General features: G+C 52.0%; 12 protein-coding genes. All 12 read right to left on the reverse strand.

What is annotated here, in order from left to right; all coding sequences use genetic code 11:
* Entirely contained in the window at positions 1-2,106 is a 2,106-nt protein-coding gene (pnp, locus tag ROJ03_RS02970; RefSeq protein ID WP_313725499.1) for a polyribonucleotide nucleotidyltransferase, read from the reverse strand.
* Between the two features lie 113 nt (positions 2,107-2,219).
* Positions 2,220-2,486: a 30S ribosomal protein S15 gene (gene rpsO, locus ROJ03_RS02975; RefSeq protein ID WP_313725500.1), complete on the reverse strand. Its 267-nt coding sequence runs from the start codon at positions 2,484-2,486 to the stop codon at positions 2,220-2,222.
* Positions 2,483-3,316, reverse strand: coding sequence for an FAD synthetase (locus tag ROJ03_RS02980; RefSeq protein ID WP_313725501.1), 834 nt, complete (start codon positions 3,314-3,316; stop codon positions 2,483-2,485). The genes rpsO and ROJ03_RS02980 overlap by 4 nt, the downstream gene beginning before the upstream one ends.
* Positions 3,317-3,319: 3 nt before the next feature.
* Complete coding sequence (gene truB / locus ROJ03_RS02985) at positions 3,320-4,177, reverse strand: tRNA pseudouridine(55) synthase TruB (protein ID WP_313725502.1); 858 nt, start codon at positions 4,175-4,177, stop codon at positions 3,320-3,322.
* A 16-nt stretch (positions 4,178-4,193) separates the two neighbouring features.
* Positions 4,194-4,550 carry a 30S ribosome-binding factor RbfA gene (gene rbfA / locus ROJ03_RS02990; RefSeq protein WP_313725503.1) on the reverse strand — a complete coding sequence of 119 codons (357 nt, stop codon included), beginning with the start codon at positions 4,548-4,550 and terminating at the stop codon, positions 4,194-4,196.
* A complete protein-coding gene (gene infB / locus ROJ03_RS02995; protein ID WP_313725504.1) occupies positions 4,547-7,537 on the reverse strand; it encodes a translation initiation factor IF-2 in 2,991 nt (996 codons plus the stop codon). Before infB ends, rbfA begins: the two co-directional genes overlap by 4 nt.
* Before the next feature lie 19 nt (positions 7,538-7,556).
* On the reverse strand, positions 7,557-9,050 hold the full coding sequence (gene nusA, locus ROJ03_RS03000) for a transcription termination factor NusA (RefSeq protein ID WP_313725505.1): 1,494 nt from the start codon (positions 9,048-9,050) through the stop codon (positions 7,557-7,559).
* Complete coding sequence (locus tag ROJ03_RS03005) at positions 9,040-9,486, reverse strand: ribosome assembly cofactor RimP (protein ID WP_313725506.1); 447 nt, start codon at positions 9,484-9,486, stop codon at positions 9,040-9,042. Before ROJ03_RS03005 ends, nusA begins: the two co-directional genes overlap by 11 nt.
* Positions 9,487-9,693: 207 nt before the next feature.
* Positions 9,694-10,344, reverse strand: coding sequence for a hypothetical protein (locus tag ROJ03_RS03010; protein ID WP_313725507.1), 651 nt, complete (start codon positions 10,342-10,344; stop codon positions 9,694-9,696).
* Positions 10,345-10,366: 22 nt separating this feature from the next.
* The gene (gene mutS, locus ROJ03_RS03015; RefSeq protein WP_313725508.1) at positions 10,367-12,961 is read right to left on the reverse strand and encodes a DNA mismatch repair protein MutS; all 2,595 of its coding nucleotides are present in this window, start codon (positions 12,959-12,961) and stop codon (positions 10,367-10,369) included.
* A 2-nt stretch (positions 12,962-12,963) separates the two neighbouring features.
* A complete protein-coding gene (gene bamA / locus ROJ03_RS03020) occupies positions 12,964-15,459 on the reverse strand; it encodes an outer membrane protein assembly factor BamA (protein ID WP_313725509.1) in 2,496 nt (831 codons plus the stop codon).
* Between the two features lie 74 nt (positions 15,460-15,533).
* Complete coding sequence (locus ROJ03_RS03025) at positions 15,534-20,180, reverse strand: hypothetical protein (protein WP_313725510.1); 4,647 nt, start codon at positions 20,178-20,180, stop codon at positions 15,534-15,536.
* Between the last annotated feature and the right edge of the window lie 21 nt (positions 20,181-20,201).

The following is a 20,201-nucleotide window of genomic DNA, read 5'->3' on the forward strand; positions in this document are numbered from 1 at the left end:
TTATTTGGATTCAAGGGCGTCGATGTAGCTGAGGTTAAGCCTGTTCTGACGGTCAATTTCCATCAGTTTCACAGGAATTACCTGACCTACCTTCAATACGTCCTCCACATTCTGGACCCGTGTCTTGGAGAGCTTGGAGATGTGGCAGAGACCTTCCTTTCCAGGGAGGATTTCGATGAAGGCTCCAAAATCCATGATGCGCTTGACCGTTCCTTCATAGATTCTACCGACTTCCGGTTCCTCTATGATGGACTTCACCAACTCCTTGGCCAACTGTGCAGCTGCACTGTTTCTTCCGTAGATGGTGATGGTCCCGTCATCAGCGATGTTGACCTCAGCTCCACTCTGGGCAGCAATGGCCTTGATGGTCTTTCCACCGGTGCCGATAACAGCGCCGATCTTCTCCTCATCAACTTTCATGGTAAGGATCTTTGGTGCATAGTCGCTGATCTCAGCCCTTGGTGCACTGAGGGTCTTTTCCATGATGCCAAGGATGTGCATCCTGCCATCTTTGGCCTGGGAAAGGGCCTTGGTCATGATTTCGGGTGTTACGCCGGCGATCTTGATGTCCATCTGGAAGGCGGTAATGCCGTCCCTGGTTCCTGTTACCTTGAAGTCCATGTCACCAAGGTGATCTTCCTCACCGAGGATATCGGAAAGGACAACATACTTGGAGTAGTCAGCACCTTCGGTGATGAGTCCCATGGCGATACCTGCAACAGGCTTCTTTATGGGAACACCGGCATCCATCAGGGAGAGACAGCCACCACAGACGGAGGCCATCGAGGAGGAACCGTTGGATTCCATGATCTCGCTGACTACACGGATGGTGTACGGGAACTGCTCTTTTGAGGGAATGACAGCTTCAAGGGCACGCTGGGCAAGGTGTCCGTGACCAATTTCTCTTCTTCCTGTTCCAAGACGACCAGTCTCACCAACACTGTAGGGAGGGAAGTTGTAGTGGAGCATGAAGTTGCTGAAATACTTGTCCCCATCGATGGTGTCGAACATCTGCTCGTCGCTTGCTGTTCCCAAGGTGGTAACTGCAAGGCTCTGGGTCTCACCACGGGTAAAGAGGGCTGAACCGTGGGTCCTTGCGAGCAAGCCGACTTCACAGGTGATGGGCCTGATCTTGTCTACTGCACGACCGTCGGTCCTCAGGCCATCGTTAAGGATGGAGGAGCGGAGAATCTGGTACTCAAGATCCTCAAACATTGCTGAGAGCTGGTCATCCCTCTTGGAATCCTCAGCGATAAGGTCGGCAAACTGCTCCTTGACCTGGTTCTGTGCAACAGCGAGGGCTGCATAGCGTTCCATCTTTCCTTTTACAAAGGATGCGGTCTTGATCAAAGGTTCTGCAAATGCCCTGACAGGATCCAGCCAGGAAAGGTCAACCTTGCTGACGATTACGGGAAGCTTTGCCTTTCCTGCAATCTTTTGCAGTTCCAGCTGTGCATTACAGATGTCGGTGATGACAGGCTGGGCAGCGGCGATGGCTGCAAGCATCAGCTCCTCACTCACCTCTTTTGCTCCGCCTTCTACCATGGTAATGCCATCACGGGTTCCTGCAACAACAATTTCCAGGGTTGACTTTGCAATTTCGGCAAAGGTTGGGTTGATGACATTCACGCCATCGACCAAGGCTACGCGGACTGCGGCAATAGGACCATTGAAGGGGATGTCACTGATGGTGACAGCGGCTGAGGCAGCATTCATGGCAATGATGTCGGGAGTATGGGACATGTCAGTGGAGACAACGGTTGGGACAATCTGGATCTCACGACCGAATGCCTTGTCAAACAAGGGGCGCATAGGACGGTCGATCAGGCGACTTACCAGAATTTCCTTGTCCTTTGCCCTGGCTTCCCTCTTGAGGAATCCGCCGGGGATCTTACCTGCAGCATAGTATTTTTCATTGTATTCAACACTGAGTGGCACATAGTCAAGGGCTTCTGAGGGCTGCTTGCCACAGCAAACGGTAGCAATGACAGCACTACCTTCATAGTGTGCATAGATGGTACCACTGGTCTGCTTTGCAATCTTACCGGTTTCAAATACCAGTTCTCCCTTGCCAATCTTAACGGAAACTTTTTTTACTTCTTGCATATTCTCATTCCTTCTTTGTTCTTTTTTTCCTACTGCTACAAATGAAAATAGCTCCAACAACCTGTTTGGTTGCCGGAGCTATCCTTACTAATCGTTAGAGAACAACACCACAACTACTTTCTCAGGCCGAGCTCGGCAATCAGAGAACGGTAGGATTCGATATTGTTGTCTCTCAGGTACTTAAGCAATCTCCTGCGCTGTCCGACCATCTTCAGAAGCCCTCTGGTACCGGCGTGGTCCTTAGGGTTCTTCTTGAAATGAGGCTGTAGCTCATTGATGCGGGCGGTAAGCAAGGCAATCTGTGCCTGGGTCGAACCGGTGTTGGTAGCTTCACCACCAAACTTGATGATGATTTCTTGTTTTTCTTCTTTCGAGATCATAAAACACTCCTCTTAGCAATGCTAAGACATTTTGCACGTACCGACTTACTGTCCCACATCGGGCCTTCCACGCTGATCAGGAGAGAGGATTCATCGATTGAAGCGACAACCCCGGTCCTTTGACCATTCGAAAAAAGCAACGTGGCTTCATACGTTCCTGCCTTTGGCAGAAGCTGTACGAATGAAGCGGTACGATACAGCAGGCCTTCTTCAGTGAATTTGGAAGGGTAAGCAACCAGATCCAGGGCATAGGGTCTGCCGAGCATACTTTGGACTTCTTCCAAAGCGCCCTCTAGAAGTTTTTGCCGCACCAAGGTACTACTTGCAACATCCCCATCCTTTGTACGTACAAAAGGGGGGACTTCCATGATGGCACCAGGTGCTAGTCGTGACAGATATTCCTGCAGCTGAACAGGTCCGGCGCTTGAAACCGGGGCACCGCAGCGGAAATCCTCTCCGACAACCATCGCCCTCAACTGACAAAATGCACAGATGAGCGCGAGGAACTCCTCAGCTGTGAGTTTACTGAAATCAGGAGAAAAGTCAATGACAACCAAGTGATCGATGCCCAGTTGAGCAAGAATTTCCTCACTTTGCACCTCTGTTGTCAATCTATTGTGTACTGGTTGGCTTTTCATCACCATTTTGGGGTTCTTGTTGAAGGTTATCGCCATGCTCTGCCAACCATGTTCCTTGGCCAAGGCCACTGCCCTGCCTAGGATTGAAAGATGACCAACATGCAATCCATCAAATACCCCTATGGAGACACACATGTCAGTCTGCCAGAGGACTGGGTGTTCACTTAAGTGCATGAAGTCGTATTTTTTCATCTGTTACCTCGTTAGTGGTCGATGTATTTGGGCTAGGATGCGTCTTGCTTCCAGATCAAGGACACAACAGAGTGTCCCATCCTTGGAGTAGACCGCTCCATAGTGGGCATTCTCTGCATCCCTGATCGTCGTATACTGCTCGGGATAGGCCCCATTTGCCAGGGAGAACAGCTGTGAGTCCTCCACTTCCAACAAAGCGAGGCTATCGATCTCCCTGATCAGGGCATCGGTGTGCTCGGTAGAGGCCAGAAGGGCTTCAGTATCAACAGAGGAACAGGCACTCTCCAGTAGAAAGGGCCCTATCTGTGTCCGGACAAGTCCGACCAGATACCCCCGTGAACCACATGCCAAGGCAAGGTCCCTGGCCAAGGACCGTATGTAGGTCCCTTTGGATACATGGATGTCAGCTACCAGGAGCTTTCCATCATAGGAAATCGGGGTAAAGGAGTAGACCGAGACCGGTCGTTTTTCCATCTCAACGACCTTCCCTTCCCTGGCGAGCTTGGAAGCACGTTTGCCATTGATGTGCAGGGCACTGTATTGAGGAGGGCTTTGTTGGATATCGCCCGTAAAAAGCGGCAATGCCTGCAAAATCTGCTCGTACGTAGGGGCTTCTGCAGTGGCGATGACCTCCCCTTCAGGATCGAGGGTATCAGTCTCAGCACCAAAAGATATGGTTGCCCGATAACGCTTGTCCATCGTCGAGAAGACCAGGTTCAGCTTGGTCATACTCCCTGTCAGGACAATCATGAGCCCCTCTGCAAACTTATCAAGCGTACCGGCGTGTCCTACTTTAGGATCGACAGTACGCTTGATGGAATTCAAAGAGGTAAAGCTCGTAACCCCGCTGGGTTTGTTCACCAGAAGAATGCTAGACCTAGTTCCCATTATCTACCAGCGAATCAATCAGTGCATTGATCTTCTGGCCATCCCTCAGGGATGTATCTGCCTTGAATTTTAGCACTGGAGTGTTTCGGGTCTTCAGAAAAGACCCGACCCTTTTTTGAATGAACCCACTGGCACTCTGCAAACCCTCAACACACTTGAGCAAGGTCTCCTCATCCAGAACCGATGAGATAAAGACCAGTGCAAAGGAGTTGTCGACAGAGAGCTCAACACGGTTTACCGAGCAGAGCGTGCTGACATTCGGGTTCTTGACCTCCCCTGTGACGATCAGCGTACTGATCGCCTCAGAGAGTTTTGCTTCTATACGCTTTTGGCTATATTCACTCATACCTTGACACTTTTCTCCAATTTTCGTGCAACTTCTTCAGTCTCAACGATCTCGAGGATGTCTCCTGCACGTAGATCATGGAAACCTTCCAGACCGATACCGCATTCAAATCCCTCTGTAACTTCCCTGGCATCATCCTTGAAACGCTTCAGGCTAGAAATCTTGACCATGGTGGGGTTGAGCTGGATGGAGTCACGGATGACCCTGACCAGACTGTTGCGCTTGACCTTACCGTGGGTAACCATGGCACCAGCAATGGTACCGATTTTGGGTACCTTGAAGGTTTCACGAACCTCGACGGTTCCGATCTCAACTTCACGGATATCCGGAGTAAGCATACCTTCCATGGCGTCGCGTACGTCATCGACAGCATCATAGATTATGTTGTACTTGCGGATCTCAATCTTCTCCTGGTCAGCGAGGGCCTGGGCACGGGGAGTCGGCCTTACATTGAAGCCGATGACCAATGCATTGGACGCGCTGGCAAGGGTGATGTCACTCTCAATGATTGCACCGGCCGAGGCACGGATGACATTGAGGTGGATCTCATCGTTGGAAAGTGCATCGAGTGTTCCCTGCAGTGCCTCAACTGAGCCTTGCACGTCACCCTTGATGATGACATTGAACTCCTGGATGGATCCTTCCTTGATCTTCGAATAGAGGTTGTCCAAGGTAATCTTCTTGACATTACGGCTGTCTCCAACCCTCTCAAGCTCTTGCCTCTTAGCCCCTACCTGCCTAGCCTGCCTCTCATCCTCAGTTACCTGGAACGGATCGCCGGCTCCTGGAATATCGGAAAGCCCGATGATTTCCACAGGGGTTGCAGGTCCTGCCACATCAATCTTATTGCCCTTGTCATCAAACATCGCCCTGACTCGTCCGGGGTAGATTCCTGCAACATAGTAGTCTCCCTGATGGAGGGTACCGCGCTCGATCAACACGCTTGCAACAATACCACGGCCCTGATCGATCCTACTTTCGATGACCTTTCCTTCAGCACGGCAATTGGCGTTGACCTTGAGCTCAAGCATCTCAGCCTGGAGCAGTACTGTATCGAGCAACTCCTCGATACCGATTTTCTTCAAGGCAGAAATCTGGCAATACAAGGTCTGACCACCCCAAGCTTCAGGCATCAGGCCGAGGTCGCTCAGCTGCTGCATGACCCTTTCGGGCTTTGCTTCAGGGAGGTCACACTTGTTGATGGCAACCACGATAGGTACATTTGCAGCACGGGCATGGTCGATGGCTTCTCGGGTCTGGGGCATGACGCCATCATTGGCGGCAACGACCAGAATGACGATGTCGGTAACCTGGGCACCACGAGCACGCATCATCGAGAATGCAGCGTGTCCGGGTGTGTCGAGGAATACCACATCTCCCCTGCCTTCAAGGGATACCTTGTAGGCACCGATATGCTGGGTTATGCCACCAAACTCACCGTCGGCAACCTTTGTAGAACGGATTGCGTCAAGCAACTTGGTCTTACCATGGTCAACGTGTCCCATTACCGTAACGATAGGTGCACGATGGACAAAGTCCTCGCTCGTTTCAGGTTCGCGGGAGATGAGGGTCTCATCATAGAGGGAGACAAGATGCACATCACAGTTGTAGTCACTGCAGATAATCTCCGCTGTCTCATAGTCGATCTGTTGGTTAATGGTAACCATCATACCCATCTTGAACAATTTGGCGATGATCTCACTTGCTTTCAAGTTCATCTTCTTGGCCAAATCCGAGACGGTAATGACTTCCATCATATCAATATGCTTGGGTACAGAAGCGAGCTTTGCAGCAGCCTGTTCCTTTCTTCTCTGAATCTGGAACTCTTTCTCTTCTTCAGCGTTTCGTTTCTTGTAGCTGGCAGAAGTCTTCTTTTTGAAAGTCTTCTTCGGAGTTCTCTGGTTCAGTGCATCAAGATCCTGCCCTTCGCTGCTTCCGCTACCAGGTTTACCACCGGTACCAGGACGATTGAAGGGTGGACGCCCGCCAGGAGCGCCAGGTCTCTGCTGAAATCCACCTTGTCTGGGCTGATAACCAGTACCAGCTGGCCTTGGTGCACCACCACCCTGATAGCCACCTGTTCCGGCTGGACGGGGATTGTACCCCTGATATCCACCAGTACCCGCTGGACGGGGGTTGTTGCCCTGATATCCACCAGCACCGGCTGGACGAGGGTTGTTGCCCTGATAGCCACCAGTACCTGCTGGACGGGGATTGTTGCCCTGATAGCCAGTACCTGCTGGACGGGGGTTGTTGCCCTGATAGCCGGTACCTGCTGGACGGGGGTTGTACCCCTGATAGCCACCACTTCCCTCTGGACGGGGATTGTTGCCCTGGTAGCCGCCACTTCCCTCTGGACGGGGATTGTTGCCCTGGTAGCCACCGCCTCCCTCTGGACGGGGATTGTTACCCTGATAGCCACCGGCTCCGGCTGGTCGGGGATTGTTTCCCTGATAGCCACCACCGGTGCGATTGCCCTGATAGGCAGGACGTGTTCCAGGAGCCGGCTTGCCACCTACGGTGCCTGCAATGCGAGGTCCGTTTGAAGGAGGTGCCGGAGTAGGAGCCACACCATCGGGGTTCTTGCTCTGCCATTCAGCGTGATCTTTTACTGTCTGTCCCTGATTGGGAACAGGAGGAAGGTTTGTGGGCCTAATGACAACGGGACCGGTATGCAGTGGAGAGGAGTTGATCCTATCCCCAGTGGAACGTACGGTCTTTCTCAGCGTGCTGGTGCGTTTCTGCCCAGCAGCCTTGGATTCGGATTCAGAGCCTGGAGAATCGGGTGTTGAGCTTGACGCAGCAGGTCGAGCTTGTGGTTTTACAACCACAACCTTCTTCTTTACCACAACCACTCTCCGTTTTTCAGGAGCTTTTGGCTTGGTATCGGATTCAACAGGAGAGGCTGTCTTCTCTTCCTTGGTTTCCGATGGATTCACTACATGTTTGATCAACGTTGCTTTTGGCTTATTATTCTCTTCCGTCATTATTCCCTCTTGGATAATATTACTCTACCTCAAATGCAAGACCTGTACCACAGTTGGGGCACACAGTCATATCGATGGTGATTGCTGAACCGCAACTTGGGCAAACATACTCGGCCTCGCCATCTTCTTCATCCTCAACGATATCGACATACTCGTTGATAGTATCCTTAATTGCAATGATCTCACTCTCGCTCAGGTCTGAGAAAGAAGCCAGATCCTCATCGCTGAGGTTGATGAACTCCTCAACACTGTACACATCGTGGAACTGCAGTTTGCTCAAAAGCTGTGCATCCATCGGGAGGTCAGAAAGGGCAATCTCGTCTTCATCGACAAGGTTCTCTTCCTGTTCTGGCTCAGCAGCAACGACCTGTGGAACTTCTTGTTCAAAGCGCAGCGGCTGGTCAAGTTCCTCGGGTTGTGAGAAGAAACTCTCTGCACGGGAACGGGCTTCCGTAGCAATATCCAACTCATTGAACTGTGCCTGCGTCTTTACATCAATGATCCAGTCAACAAGCTTGTTGGCCAGCCTGACGTTCAGGCCCTGCTTTCCAATGGCAAGGGAGAGCTGACTATCTTCTACAATCGCCACCGCATGGAAAATATTCTTGTCCAATACCACAACGTCCTTCACCTGTGCAGGAGAGAGTGCATTGCGGATATAGTTCAACGGATTGGTGTCATAGCGAAGGATATCGATCTTCTCACCCTCTATCTCGCTCATGATAGTCTGAATTCTATTTCCCTTCAACCCGACACAAGCCCCTACAGGGTCAATCTCATCATTGCGGGAAGCAACGGCGACCTTGGTGCGGTACCCTGCCTCACGGACAATCTTGATGATGTCTATCTGGTTCTGGGCGATCTCAGGAATCTCAACCTCAAAAAGGTGTCTGATAAGTTCAGGGCTTGTCCTGGACAGGACAACCCGAACACCACGTTCGGCCTTCTCCACCTTGTCGACGAAGCACTTGATCTTGTCCCCGTTGCCATAGCTCTCCCTACTTGACTGGTTCCTTCTTGGAAGGATGCCTTCGGTTGAGCCAATATCGACGTAGATGTCGCCATTGGGAATCTGCCGGCGGAAATAGCCGATGATAAGCTGGCCTTCCTTGGCCTTGAACTCGCTGTACAGGGTATCCTTCTGGATGTCCCTGAAGCTCTGGTGAGCCCGCTGTTTGGCACTCTGAACGCTGATGCGGTCAAACTCTTTCAGGTCGACAGGGATGAGCAGCTCATCGCCGATCTCGCAATCCTCGTGGATTTCCTTTGCATCGCTGAGAGAAATCTCGGTGACTTCATTGTACCAGTTGTCATCATCAACAATTTTACGTCTTGCACTGAGCTCGACAGAGGTAAAATCCTCACTGAACTGGATGACTGCATTCTCTTCCGTACCAAACTTTCGCTTGTACGCTGCACGGAGAATGTCTTCAATGGTGCTTAATACCAATTCTTCGGAAATATTCTTTTCCGCTATCATGCTTTGGATAGCGTCACCTAATTCAGTTGCCATTTGAATTGTCCTCCCATCTGTAGTCGAGCTTTGCTTTTTGAATCCTTGAAAAATCCACGACCATTGTCTCAATCATCTCTTTGGAATCTCCGATATAGGCAGAAGCAAGGGTAACCGATGCATCATCACTGTCGGTGATGAGTCCACTGACCCACTCTTCATGCTTTGTATCATAGACGCGTACCCGCTTGCCCCCGAAGAGAGAAAATTCGTATACATCCTTGATGGTGCGCTGCAGACCTGGGGTAGAAACCTCGATGTGCAGATCACGTTCGCCAAGTTGCAGTTCCATACGTGGATAGACCAGCTTGTATACCTTCGAACAATCTGCAACAGTCACCTCATGGTCTTTGGTCATGATGATGATCGTTACCCCGACACCGAAGCCACGATCGACCCTGTTGATATCAACAATGGTGATCCCAAGGGCTTCCAATAGCGGAGCATACTCCGCAAACAAACTTGTTTTTTGTATTCCTTTTTCTAACATACCTTTCCAATTCTCATAAAAAAGGGATCCGCCTTCGAGCGATCCCCCAATAATCAGACATATCCTACCTGCAATAGTAGGTGGATACCCCCCCTTTGTCAATCGTAGGCTAGGACTATCGGAGAAAAGATTGGACAATAGGGCAAAAATTCCCTATGCAAGGGCCAAAACCAGGGAAAATGGGTCTATTCCATACGCCTTGGCAAGGAGGTCTCGTGCAACCTGTAGGGTAAAGCCTGTGGTAGAGACATCATCGATGATGACAAAGCTATACCCCTCCTTCTGATACCGGGCAATCTCTGCCCCCTTTTTGGGTATCAGGGTGAGGGGATGCCGCTCATGCCTCTCGTGGCGGGAGAGAAACTTGTTCTGGCCCACCCCTGTCTGGACAAATAGGGAGAGCATCCCATACCCCCTGCTCCGTTTCAGATATCTGCACACAAGGCCCATCTGGTCAAACCCCCGCCTCTTCAGCCCATTCCTGCTGGCAGGGATGGGGATGAGCACGACCTTTCCCAAAGGTTCCAGCAGAGGTACATACAGGGAGGCCAACACTTTTTTCAACGATCGTTGTCCCCCAATCTTGTAGAGCAGAAGCAGCTCAGCCAACAGGCCTGTATAGGTTCCATAGGCCTGGAAGGCATTGAGGCAGAACAGGCAGGGATACGCCTCATCCACCACAGGCCTGTTGCATCGGGGACAACGGTTTGGGTAAAGCTGTGCAAAGGAGAGACTCTCTAGGTGTGACAGACAGTCAGGGCAGAGGATATCATCGGAAAATCGACCGCAGAGTGGGCAAAGCATACCCAGTAAGGTGCGGTCTCACTCAATTCTCTTCAAGCATCTCCTTGAGCTCTTCCAAAAACAAGAGGGCTGAAAGGGGGGATGAGCTTTCAACGGAGAAATCCCGTATCCTGGAAAGAACCTGTTCCTCTTCACCTGAAAGGGAGGGAAGGTCGGTCTGGCCTTGCTCATGGTCGGCAAACAGTTCCAGCTGGGGGCTTGCCATACCATATTCAGCAAAGTGCTTTTTCTGGAAGTTGCGGGCCGTACGCAGGGAGGAGGCGGGCAAGCCAGCCATCTTCGCAACATTCAGGCCATAGGAACTGTTTGCAATGCCCTTGATCACCTTCCGTACGAAAGTGATCTGGTTGTTCTGCTCAAGTACCTGAAGGGTAAGAAGTTGAACCCGGGAGTTGTCCAGATGGGCAAGCTCGTGGTAGTGCGTAGCAAACAAGGTCTTTGAGCCCATATCAAGCAAGGTCTGCATCACAGCAAAGGCCAGGGACATCCCGTCCTGGGTGCTGGTACCCCTACCAAGTTCATCCACGATGACCAGGGAGCGATCTGTCGCACTTCGGAGAATGTGGGCTGCTTCCTGCATCTCAACCAAGAAGGTGGACTCTCCCCTGGCAAGATTGTCACTCGCCCCTACCCTACAGAAGAGACGGTCCACGATCTGCATCTCCACCTTCCGTGCCGGTACGTAGCTCCCGATCTGGCCAAGGAGGACGATCAGGGCAGTTTGGCGGAGGAAGGTGGACTTACCGGCCATATTGGGACCGGTGATAAGACAGAACCGTTCACCACTCTCCTCGATGTCCAGGTCATTGGGGACAAAATTCCCCATTCCCAGTTGTTGTTCCACCACAGGATGGCGTCCACCCTCTATGGAGAGCCTGTTCTCCGGTACGAAGGTAGGTCTTGTATACCCTCCCTTGATCGCAGCGGTGGCAAACCCCTGGAGACAGTCGATCTGGCTGAGCAGGGCGGCAATGGCCAACAGCTGGCTTTGCATGCTTCTCGCCTTTTCCAGAAGTCCCTCATAGATGAAGCGTTCACGCTTTTCAGCCTCTGATGAGCTTCTGAGGATCTTCTGCTCACACTCGATAAGCACATCGCTGGTATACCGCTCTGCATTTACCAAGGTCTGTTTCCGATAGAAGGAAGGGGGTACCTTGTCGACCTGGCCTTTCGAAACTTCCAGGTAGTGGCCAAGGATCTTGTTGGAGGAGAGCTTGAGGTTGGTGATGCCGGTCTCCTTTCTCACCTTGGCAAGATAGGTATCCAACAGCTCCTTACCTCCCCCTTTGATCGATCGCAGCTCATCAAGGGTGGCATCATATCCGTCAAGGATGACCTGCCCTTCGACAAAGGGACCTTGGCACTGGTCGTTGATCGCCCTGTCCAGCTCCTTGACCACCTCCACCAGTTGCAGAAGCTTCTCCTCAGAGAGTTCTTCCTGCAGCAAGCTCTGGTAGTGTTCGCTGACAAGGGCAAAGAATGCATGCACAGTCTGGGAGATGCCGACCAGGTCATGGCTAATAGACCTACCCATCGAAATACGGGAGGTGAGCCTCTCCAAGTCGAGGACGTTCTTGAGAATGGGACGGATCCTCTCCAGCTCCTTTCTCTCCTCAACAAAGAAGGTAACCCACTTCTGTCTCTCCATGATCTGCTGCTCATCGACCAGGGGAAAGGTGATCCACTTCTTGAGCAACCTTGAGCCTGCACTGGTGATGGTTTCATCAAGGGAGGAGAAGAGGGTAAAGCGCTCACTTCCATCAAAGGTGTTGGCCAATAGTTCCAACCCTTTCCTGCTTGATTCATCAATACGGAGATACCTGTCCTCCGATTCGACCGAGAAGTGGCTGATCTGCTGCAGGGCAGTCTTTGCAGAGTCCTTCAGATACCCCAGCAAAGCACCACCACTGGCGACCTCGATGGAGGTACTCTCCAGGCCAAAGGCCTTGAGTGAGGAGGTCCCAACCTGGGAACACATGCTTGCATACCCATCCTTGATGGAGAAATACCAGGGAGGGAGTTTGGTGACCATGGCAGTGCGCCCGTCGATCACCCTCTGGAAATCAGGGTTGGAAAAATACTCATCCTCGTTGACCAGTATTTCCCTCGGCCCGACCTGTTCCAACAAGGAGAGCAAGGAGGAGAACTGCTTCTCGACCTCGATGCTTCTCAGCACAAACTCACCGCTGGTGATGTCGGCATAGCTTACCGAGAACATCCGCTTCTGCAAAGAGACGCAGAGCACATAGCTGTTGCTCCTTGCATCAAGGAAATCGTCCTCGATCACCGTAGCAGGGGAGATGATCTGCACCACCTCACGCTTGGCAATCTCCTTGGCGTTCTGGGGCATCTCAACCTGCTCGCAGATAGCTATCTTCTGCCCCGCATCCAAAAGCCTCTTAATGTAGACCTTTGCCGCATGGTAGGGAATGCCGCACATCAGCTGGTTCCCCCGCCTTGTAAGGGTTATGTTGAGCATGCGGGAGACCTCTACGGCATCCTCATCGAACATCTCGTAGAAGTCACCGAGCCTAAAGAAGAGGACCTTGTCCTTGTGCTGCTCCTTGATGCTCCTGTACTGGACCATCATGGGAGTAAGGCGTTTCTCTTCGGCCATGGTCAATAGAGCGAGGTCGTAATGGCCAGTACTAGGCTCAGGCCACTGTCAGGATTCGAACTATTCCTAAAGAGAGTATTGTTTTCGCTCCAGGCAAAGGTGTTGTTCATGTAGGTTGCGTTCTTGACCAGGTAGAGCCCCAGCGGGAAGCCTGGGATCTTCAGCTTGATACCGGCTCCCATCGAGAAGTACCAGGAAAGGGAGCTGAGGCCGGTGATCTCCTGCAGCGTGGGGCTGACACCGGTGGCGCTGGTATAGACCTCTGCAGAAAGGACGTTTTGGGCCAAGGGCCAGCTGATGGAGAGCTGGTTGTCGAACAGGAACGACTGGTCATAGACGACCGGGAACCCCCTACCGATATTCATGCCGTCGATATAGAGCAGCTCATATCGGGTAGCCCCTTCCTTTGCGTCCCTCCATGCCCAGGAGCCTGAACTGTCAGGGTAGAACTGGGGTAGCATGATATTTACCGTGGAGGTTGCGCCAAGGACCACGTTTGCCTTCTTCTCGTCAAGGGTAAAGGTAAAGAGGGTCACATAGCCGCTTGCGCTGGAGGAAGAACGGATGTAGTTGGAAAGTCCGCCCAAAACACCTCCTGCATAGGCAAAGCTCTGGGACACCAGGTAACCCCTGGAGGTGTTCTCTATCAGGTCACGGCCATCCCATGAGAAGCCCAGGCTGATGCGGTTGGAGAACTGCCATGCTTCAGCGTACTGGCTGATAAGTTTCTCAAAGGGATCGTAGAGGTCCTGGTCATATATGGCACGGTTCAGTCCGATGGAAACCCCGCCTGAGACGATCAGGGAACCTGGGCGGAACATGAAGGTGTAGCCTGTGTTGTATGCGACAGAGAATCGTAGGTAGTCGTAGCTCATCAAATACTGGCTAGCTGGGGTTGCCTTGCCTGCGGCAAGGTAGTCGGCATAGCTGGAGTAGTTCTTGGGGTATGCACTCTCAGTGGTGTCGACACCATAGTAGGGGCTTGCCCCAGCTTTTTGCAGCACCGAGTCCTTGACGCTTCGGTCAAAGGAGAGGGTCAGGCCGTTTGACCAACGGCGGTCGCCTACCCAGCCATCGCTGAATGAGACCGAGACGTTCTGGGTGTCAGGGCTCAGGGTGGTGGAGATGGCGAGGTCCCGGCCGGTCCCTGCAAGGTTCTTGTCGGACCACTGCAGAAATCCACTTACAGGAAAACCATCGACATTGCCTCCGAAGGTAGCGCCGAACTGGATGTCCATCTGGTTGCCTTCAGTTACGGTAAAGACGGGGATGACCTTGCCCTCTTCACTGCCGTTGAGGATGTCGAACTGGACATCGGTAACGATAAGGGTGTTGTAGATGTTCTGGGCACTCTTTATCAGCTGTTCCTTGCTGAAGATATCCCCTTTTTTGAAGGTCAGTTCCCTCAAAAATACATAGGGCTTGGTCTTGGTTGTCCCTTCCAGGCGGATATCCTCGATAACCGCCTGCTGGTTCTCCTGCACCTTCAGAAGGTACGAAATGGTCCTGGTCTCCTCGTTGCGCACCTTTTCAGTGGACATGAGGTTGAAGATATAGCCATTGTTCCAGTAGAGGTCGGCAACTTTGGAAATCTGTGCGTCCACTCGGCTCTGGTCGAGGATGGCACCCTTCTTTATGGTGATGAGGTTCTGGAACTGCTCGGTGGTGAATACGTTGTTCCCCTCGATCTCAAGGCCTCCGAAGAACCACTGCGACCCTTCATCGATGGTAAAGACCACACGAAGCCGGGTGAACTTGTCCCCCTCCTCGCTGATGTCCTCCAGCCGTACGTCGGTGATGGTGGCCTCGATGTAGCCGTTGCTTGCATAGTAGGTGAGAATCTTCTGCTTGTCAGTCTCAATGGTAAGGGGGTTGTAGTAGCCGGAACTGAAATAGGAGAGAGCCTTGCTTTCCAGTTGTTTTTTCAGGATCTCTTCCGTAAAGGTAGTGTTGCCCTCAAAGAGCAACTCCCCAATCTTCTTCTGCTTGTTTTCCTCAATCGTATAGGTCAGGGCCGTCCTGTTGGTAACCTCATCGGTCGTGTAGGAACTCTCGACCTTGGCATCTGCATACCCTTTGCCCTTATAGAGGCTCTGGATGGCGTCCTTGGAAAGCTCGATGTTCTGGTCCTGCAGGAAGGAGCCCGTCTTTGCCACGAGGACATCGGTGATATCCTTGTTCTTGATGTTGTCATTTCCCACCAACGTTACACTTTCTATGTACGGAAGTTCGAAGAAGTTCATCTCAATGACCAGGTCATTGTTGCCCTCCCCTCCCCGCTGGGCTTCGGCCAGGAAATAGAGGAACTTGTCCATGGCATAGAGCTTGCCCTGCAATTCGTTGAACACGTCGTCAGTAAAGGTTTTTCCAATATAGGCGTATTGAATATCTTCTATCTCGCCCTTTGCAACATTCTGCAAACCGGTATTGGAAAAAGAGGTGATCTTTTTTCCCATGTACCAAGGCTGTTCCTCAGCTGCACCGAGTGTTGCTATCATAGAGACAAGTAAAATCAATATCAAAAAAAACCGCACTATTTTCTGGTTACCCATGTTGACTCCTATCAAACTGTCTAACGCAAAACTATCCGTCTGGTTACACTGAAACCAATGGTATCGAAAATATTATAAATCGACAACTCATTTGGTTGGGTGAAGAGTGAGAATGTACCCAGGGGGTTGCTCCACTCCAAAGAGAGCTCAAGATCGATCGCAAGGTCAGGGGCTACGAAGGAACGCAGAATTTTGGCCCTGTCCGTTGCCGTAAGATGGATAAGGGCCTGGAGGAAGTAGTCCTTGCCAATATATTTACCCATGAAGATGGTCGTATTGTTCAGGTACCGGGCAAGTGGGCTGAAGGAAGAGGAGATGCTGCTTCCAGGAAGGGCATCGAAAAGGATGTTCTGTACAATGTTGCTTCGCAGGCTGAAGAGATCCAGGCCCAGGGATATCCGGATGGACTCAGTCAACGCTGTGTTTGTCCCTGTATTGAGGTAGCCTAGCCTTCCAGCCACATCGGTAGCTGCCGCGGCAAGGGAGGCGACGCTATAGAGGTTGACCTGACCATATGCACCGGTTGGCAGGATGCTCTGCCCGAGAATCTCGAGAATTTCATTGATATCCTTGGAAGGGACACTCTCAAACTGGGGATTCAGGTTGGTCAGGCTAGAGTCCCTGAGGATCAGGAAGATGTCGACCCGGTTTCCCTGCCGATCGAAATCGGTAAGTTTTGCACGCAGGTTGATCCTTGGCTGAATCTGCGAGGAGCCGGTAAAGGCATCGGTATGCAGGTCCAGCGAACCTTCCGTTATGAAGAAGTTTTTCTGGAAATAGTAGATTTCACCACTTCTGAACGAGAATAGCCCGTCAAGGGAGATAGCTTCAGTAGTGTGGTCAAACATCACCTTTATCTTCTGGTTCTCGGTCAATGTTGCCTTGAGGAAGGGATTGGCCGGGTTAGGATAGAAGAAGGTGACATTCTTGCCCGTGGTAAGGGTAAAGTCCGCACTGGAGAGGCCTGTGGGGACATACCAGGATGGAAGGCCGGTGATGCCCATGCTCATCGTCGTATTTTCCAGAAGCACATCCCCTGATACCCAGGTCTCATACCCAATGCCATAGAGGTTGAATGTCCCCTCGGCATAGGTGCGGATATCGGCATCGAAGCCCTGGATAGGTATGAACACGTAGACCTGCCCTTCCGTAGGTTCGGCATGAATCTCATAGCTCTTCAGGTTGAACCCGTCAAAATCCGCCCGTAAGCTTGCCATGCCCCTCACCGTGACCCCTGTCTCCCTATTGGTCGAGAAGAAGGGGAATGTCGGGGAGATGGCCCTCTGCCCGTCGATCGTTACCGTTGCATTTTTCACAGATAGAATATCCTGGGGAAGCCAGAAGAGATCCATGGCCGCAGAATCGAGGGAGAGCTGTCCATATATCTTGGGCTGGGAGAGTGTCCCCCCTACGATGACTTCACCCTGCGCCACCCCATCGACAAATCCAAATACAGGCTTGAGGAAGAGCCGGTTCAGCAAATTCAGGGGGAAATAGATATCCTTTGCACTGAGGTAGAGCCCATCCTCTCGTACCCACCCACCTAGGGTGATGCCAATCCCAAATGCGTTATCCACGTGGGCATCGATGGAGCCATCCTTGGCATCGTAGCGGGCCGAGAGCAAGGAACTGTTTATCGATACTTCCTTGTCCTTGTAGCTGAAGCTATAGGTACCATCGGCGATCCCCTTCTCTCCATACAGCAGGAGGTCCCCAAGGGAAATGGTACCGGCAATCCGATCACTCTTCATCGCCTTGATGGCAAGGCCGATATCGAACAGGGAGTCGACCGGGGTAAAGGGGAGGCTCAGGGAATAGGTGAATTGGGAGAGCTGATCCTTGTAGGAAAGGGTTCTGATATGGCTGAATCGTCCTTGGGAGGAGAGATTCCCGTTTCCTCCATCAAGGGTGAGGGAAACATCTTCGACCGCTAGCTTCCCCTTCCTGAATGAGCCATGCACCATGGTAAGCAGCGTCTCAGTTGCCTCCATGTCGGTGGAAAAGGAGAACTGTGGCCCCTCGAGGGAGAGTTTTCCGTCCATACTGACCTTCTTTTTGAAGTCGGTATGCCCAAGGGCTGTCAGGTTCATCTCAACGCCTGCAAGAGAGGAGGCAAACCTGCCAAGGTCAACCTTTTTGACCTCACTGAGGGCTTCGATCCTCTCTTCACTTCCGATCAGCGAAAGGGCGAGCCTGTTTATGGCGTTCTCCGATATTGTAAAGCTAAAGGTAAAGGGCATCAGGCCCTTGGCACCATAGAGGTCAAGAAGGTCAGAGCCTGAATACTGCAGGGAGAGGCCATATGATGTGGCATCCTGTGTAATGGCTGAGCCAATGGTCTGGATGCTAGAAGGAAGGGCATACAAGGACCCTGAGAAGGCATAGTGCAATCCATTGAGCAGCAATGAACCGAGTCTGAGGTTCGTTGCATCTACCCTCCAGTCATGGACGGTATTGAATTGGAGGGAAAGCTCCCCATCCATGGATGAGTGGTCAAATACCCCAACCTTGGGCAACTGCAGGTTGTCTGCAACAACCTTTGCCCTGTAGGGGGGTGCAAGATATGCCTGCAACGAAAGCATCTCCCCACTGGTAAGGTCAATCTGCAACGTAGGAGTCGACAGGGAAAAATCCAGGGGATATGTTGTGCCATAGAGGCTGAGGTTTGCCCTGCTGGTGAGCCTCTCCAAACCATCGCGGGCGATGACCCCATCCAAGAGAAGGGAGGAAACAAGGGGCGTGGTGATGGAGAAACGGTATTGGGTCGGAGGCAGGGGCGAGAAACTTGCGAAGGCAAGCTGTGTTCCTTTCACCGTATCAAAAAGACGCAACTCACCGGAGGGAAGCCAGTAGTTCAGGTCGGTCGTACCGTTGTAGGCCAAACGAAGGTCAGCGGTGGAGAGTGAGAGCGAGTCCACCACGACAAGGTCCCCCTCAATGCCCGCAAGAATGGTGAAACCTGCGTTGAGGATGCGGTTGCCCAAGGTAATGTCCAAAAGGACCAAATCCGAGGAGAAGGTTCCGTCAAAGCCGAGAATCGTACCGGTGCCTTGGGTTGACTGGAAGGAGAGGTTGCCGGTAATTGTGGAGGCGTTCCCATAGTAGGGCCTAAAGAAGGGTGCATAGCGTTCCAGGGTAGGTTCGACTAGGCCAAGCTCGAAGTCCTGCAACCTTGCCTGGAAGGAAAAGGTACCCTTCTCTCCCCTCGGAAGGTCATACAGTGCCTGCAGAAGGAACTTGTTCCCATTGGACAAGGTAGCCTGGAACTGACCTCCCTCACTGTTCTGCTGGTAGGCCAGGGAACTGGAGAAGGGCTCCTCAACCAGATTTGAGGATAGTGTCGGAAGGGAAAGGGAGCTGGAGAGCGCCCTGAAATGGTCAGACAGGGCGATGGTCGCCACCACCGGTGAGGAGAGGGTTATCCCTGCTGGGGCGAATGCAACGTTTGCCAAGGTTTCCAGCGTCGCAGAAACTACAGAGAGATCCTTGTCTGCCTGGGATGCTATCGTCACATCGGAGAGGGTGAATGCCGCATCATCGAGCACCGTGGCCACTTGCCGCAGGGAGAGCTTTGCAAAGAGAGCTCCCTGTTGTTCCCTTTGGGCAGATCCAACCAGAGAATCTGCATAGAGAGGTGCAAAGCCCTGTTTCTGCAGGGAAAGAGGGGAAAGGGCCTTGGTGGCAAATCCCAGGAGCATTGAATCTTCCCCCTGTTTTGCGCTGATGCTGGCCGTTGGGGTATGGAGGGTGAACTCCCCAACCTGCAGGTCAAGCAGGTCATAGGAAGTATCCATGGAGGTGAAGGCCAAAGAATCAAGGACCACATGGGAAGCGAGGTGTGGAATGGTTGCCTGTACAGATGCATGGTCAAGAAAAAGGTTGGAGAGGGAAAAATCCAGGGCAAGTTGCTCTTTTGCAATGTGCAAGGAGGCCAGTTCGCTCTCAACTGCCAAATCCTCAAAGGCCACTGACCCATCTTCAAATCGGGCAATGCCCTGCTTTGCCTCCCCAAGAACCAGGAGGTTCCCATCCATATCCAAACGAATGGAGCTAAGGGAGAGTCCTGCTTGCCCCATCTGGAATTCGGCTTGGGCTATGGTCCCTTTGAACGAGGAGAGGTTGAGCGCCTTTCCAAGCGACAGAAAGAGGTCTGCATCTGTTGCAGAAGTAGAAAAATCCCTGCCTTCAAGCTTGAAATCCAGGGACGTTGTCCGTAGGTTCAGGGAGTTTTTTGCAAGCCAGGAAGAGAGGAAAGCCGGCATGGAGGAGCCATCACTGTCGGACAGGCTGGGAATCTCTGCCACCGAGAGGGATACTGTGGGGTTTACGAGCGTAACGGTAATGGGCCTGGCCTTCCCAAACAAAGAAAACACAAGTGAGCCTACCCCTTGGTCGATGACCACGGAATCGGTTGCAAACGGAATCTCCTCTTCACTCTGTATGGAGACTTCGGTAAGTTCCACCTGCTTGAGGAAGGATCGTGCAAGACCTTCAGATCTAAAGCTCAGGGAGGAGCCTCTATCGAGTTGTGATACAAGGAAATCGGCAAAAGGCTGGGCTGGGTTGATCACACTGAAAAACAGCATCCCATAGAGGCAGATGCCGGTACATGCCAGTACGACAAAGAGGGAAACTGCTATGTCCTTGAACGTAGTATGATATCTCACCGATTAAAACCTTTGAACCAG

Source organism: Sphaerochaeta sp. PS (assembly GCF_032144095.1).
Classification (GTDB): Bacteria; Spirochaetota; Spirochaetia; order Sphaerochaetales; family Sphaerochaetaceae; genus Sphaerochaeta.

Bases quoted from the DNA above. Each gene is read 5' to 3' on its own strand.
- bamA (WP_313725509.1), bottom strand. From the start codon at position 15,459: ATGATAGCAACACTCGGTGCAGCTGAGGAACAGCCTTGGTACATGGGA.
- mutS (WP_313725508.1), bottom strand. From the start codon at position 12,961: ATGGCCGAAGAGAAACGCCTTACTCCCATGATGGTCCAGTACAGGAGC.
- pnp (WP_313725499.1), bottom strand. From the start codon at position 2,106: ATGCAAGAAGTAAAAAAAGTTTCCGTTAAGATTGGCAAGGGAGAACTG.
- ROJ03_RS02980 (WP_313725501.1), bottom strand. From the start codon at position 3,316: ATGAAAAAATACGACTTCATGCACTTAAGTGAACACCCAGTCCTCTGG.
- rpsO (WP_313725500.1), bottom strand. From the start codon at position 2,486: ATGATCTCGAAAGAAGAAAAACAAGAAATCATCATCAAGTTTGGTGGT.
- rbfA (WP_313725503.1), bottom strand. From the start codon at position 4,550: ATGAGTGAATATAGCCAAAAGCGTATAGAAGCAAAACTCTCTGAGGCG.
- ROJ03_RS03010 (WP_313725507.1), bottom strand. From the start codon at position 10,344: ATGCTTTGCCCACTCTGCGGTCGATTTTCCGATGATATCCTCTGCCCT.
- nusA (WP_313725505.1), bottom strand. From the start codon at position 9,050: ATGGCAACTGAATTAGGTGACGCTATCCAAAGCATGATAGCGGAAAAG.
- infB (WP_313725504.1), bottom strand. From the start codon at position 7,537: ATGACGGAAGAGAATAATAAGCCAAAAGCAACGTTGATCAAACATGTA.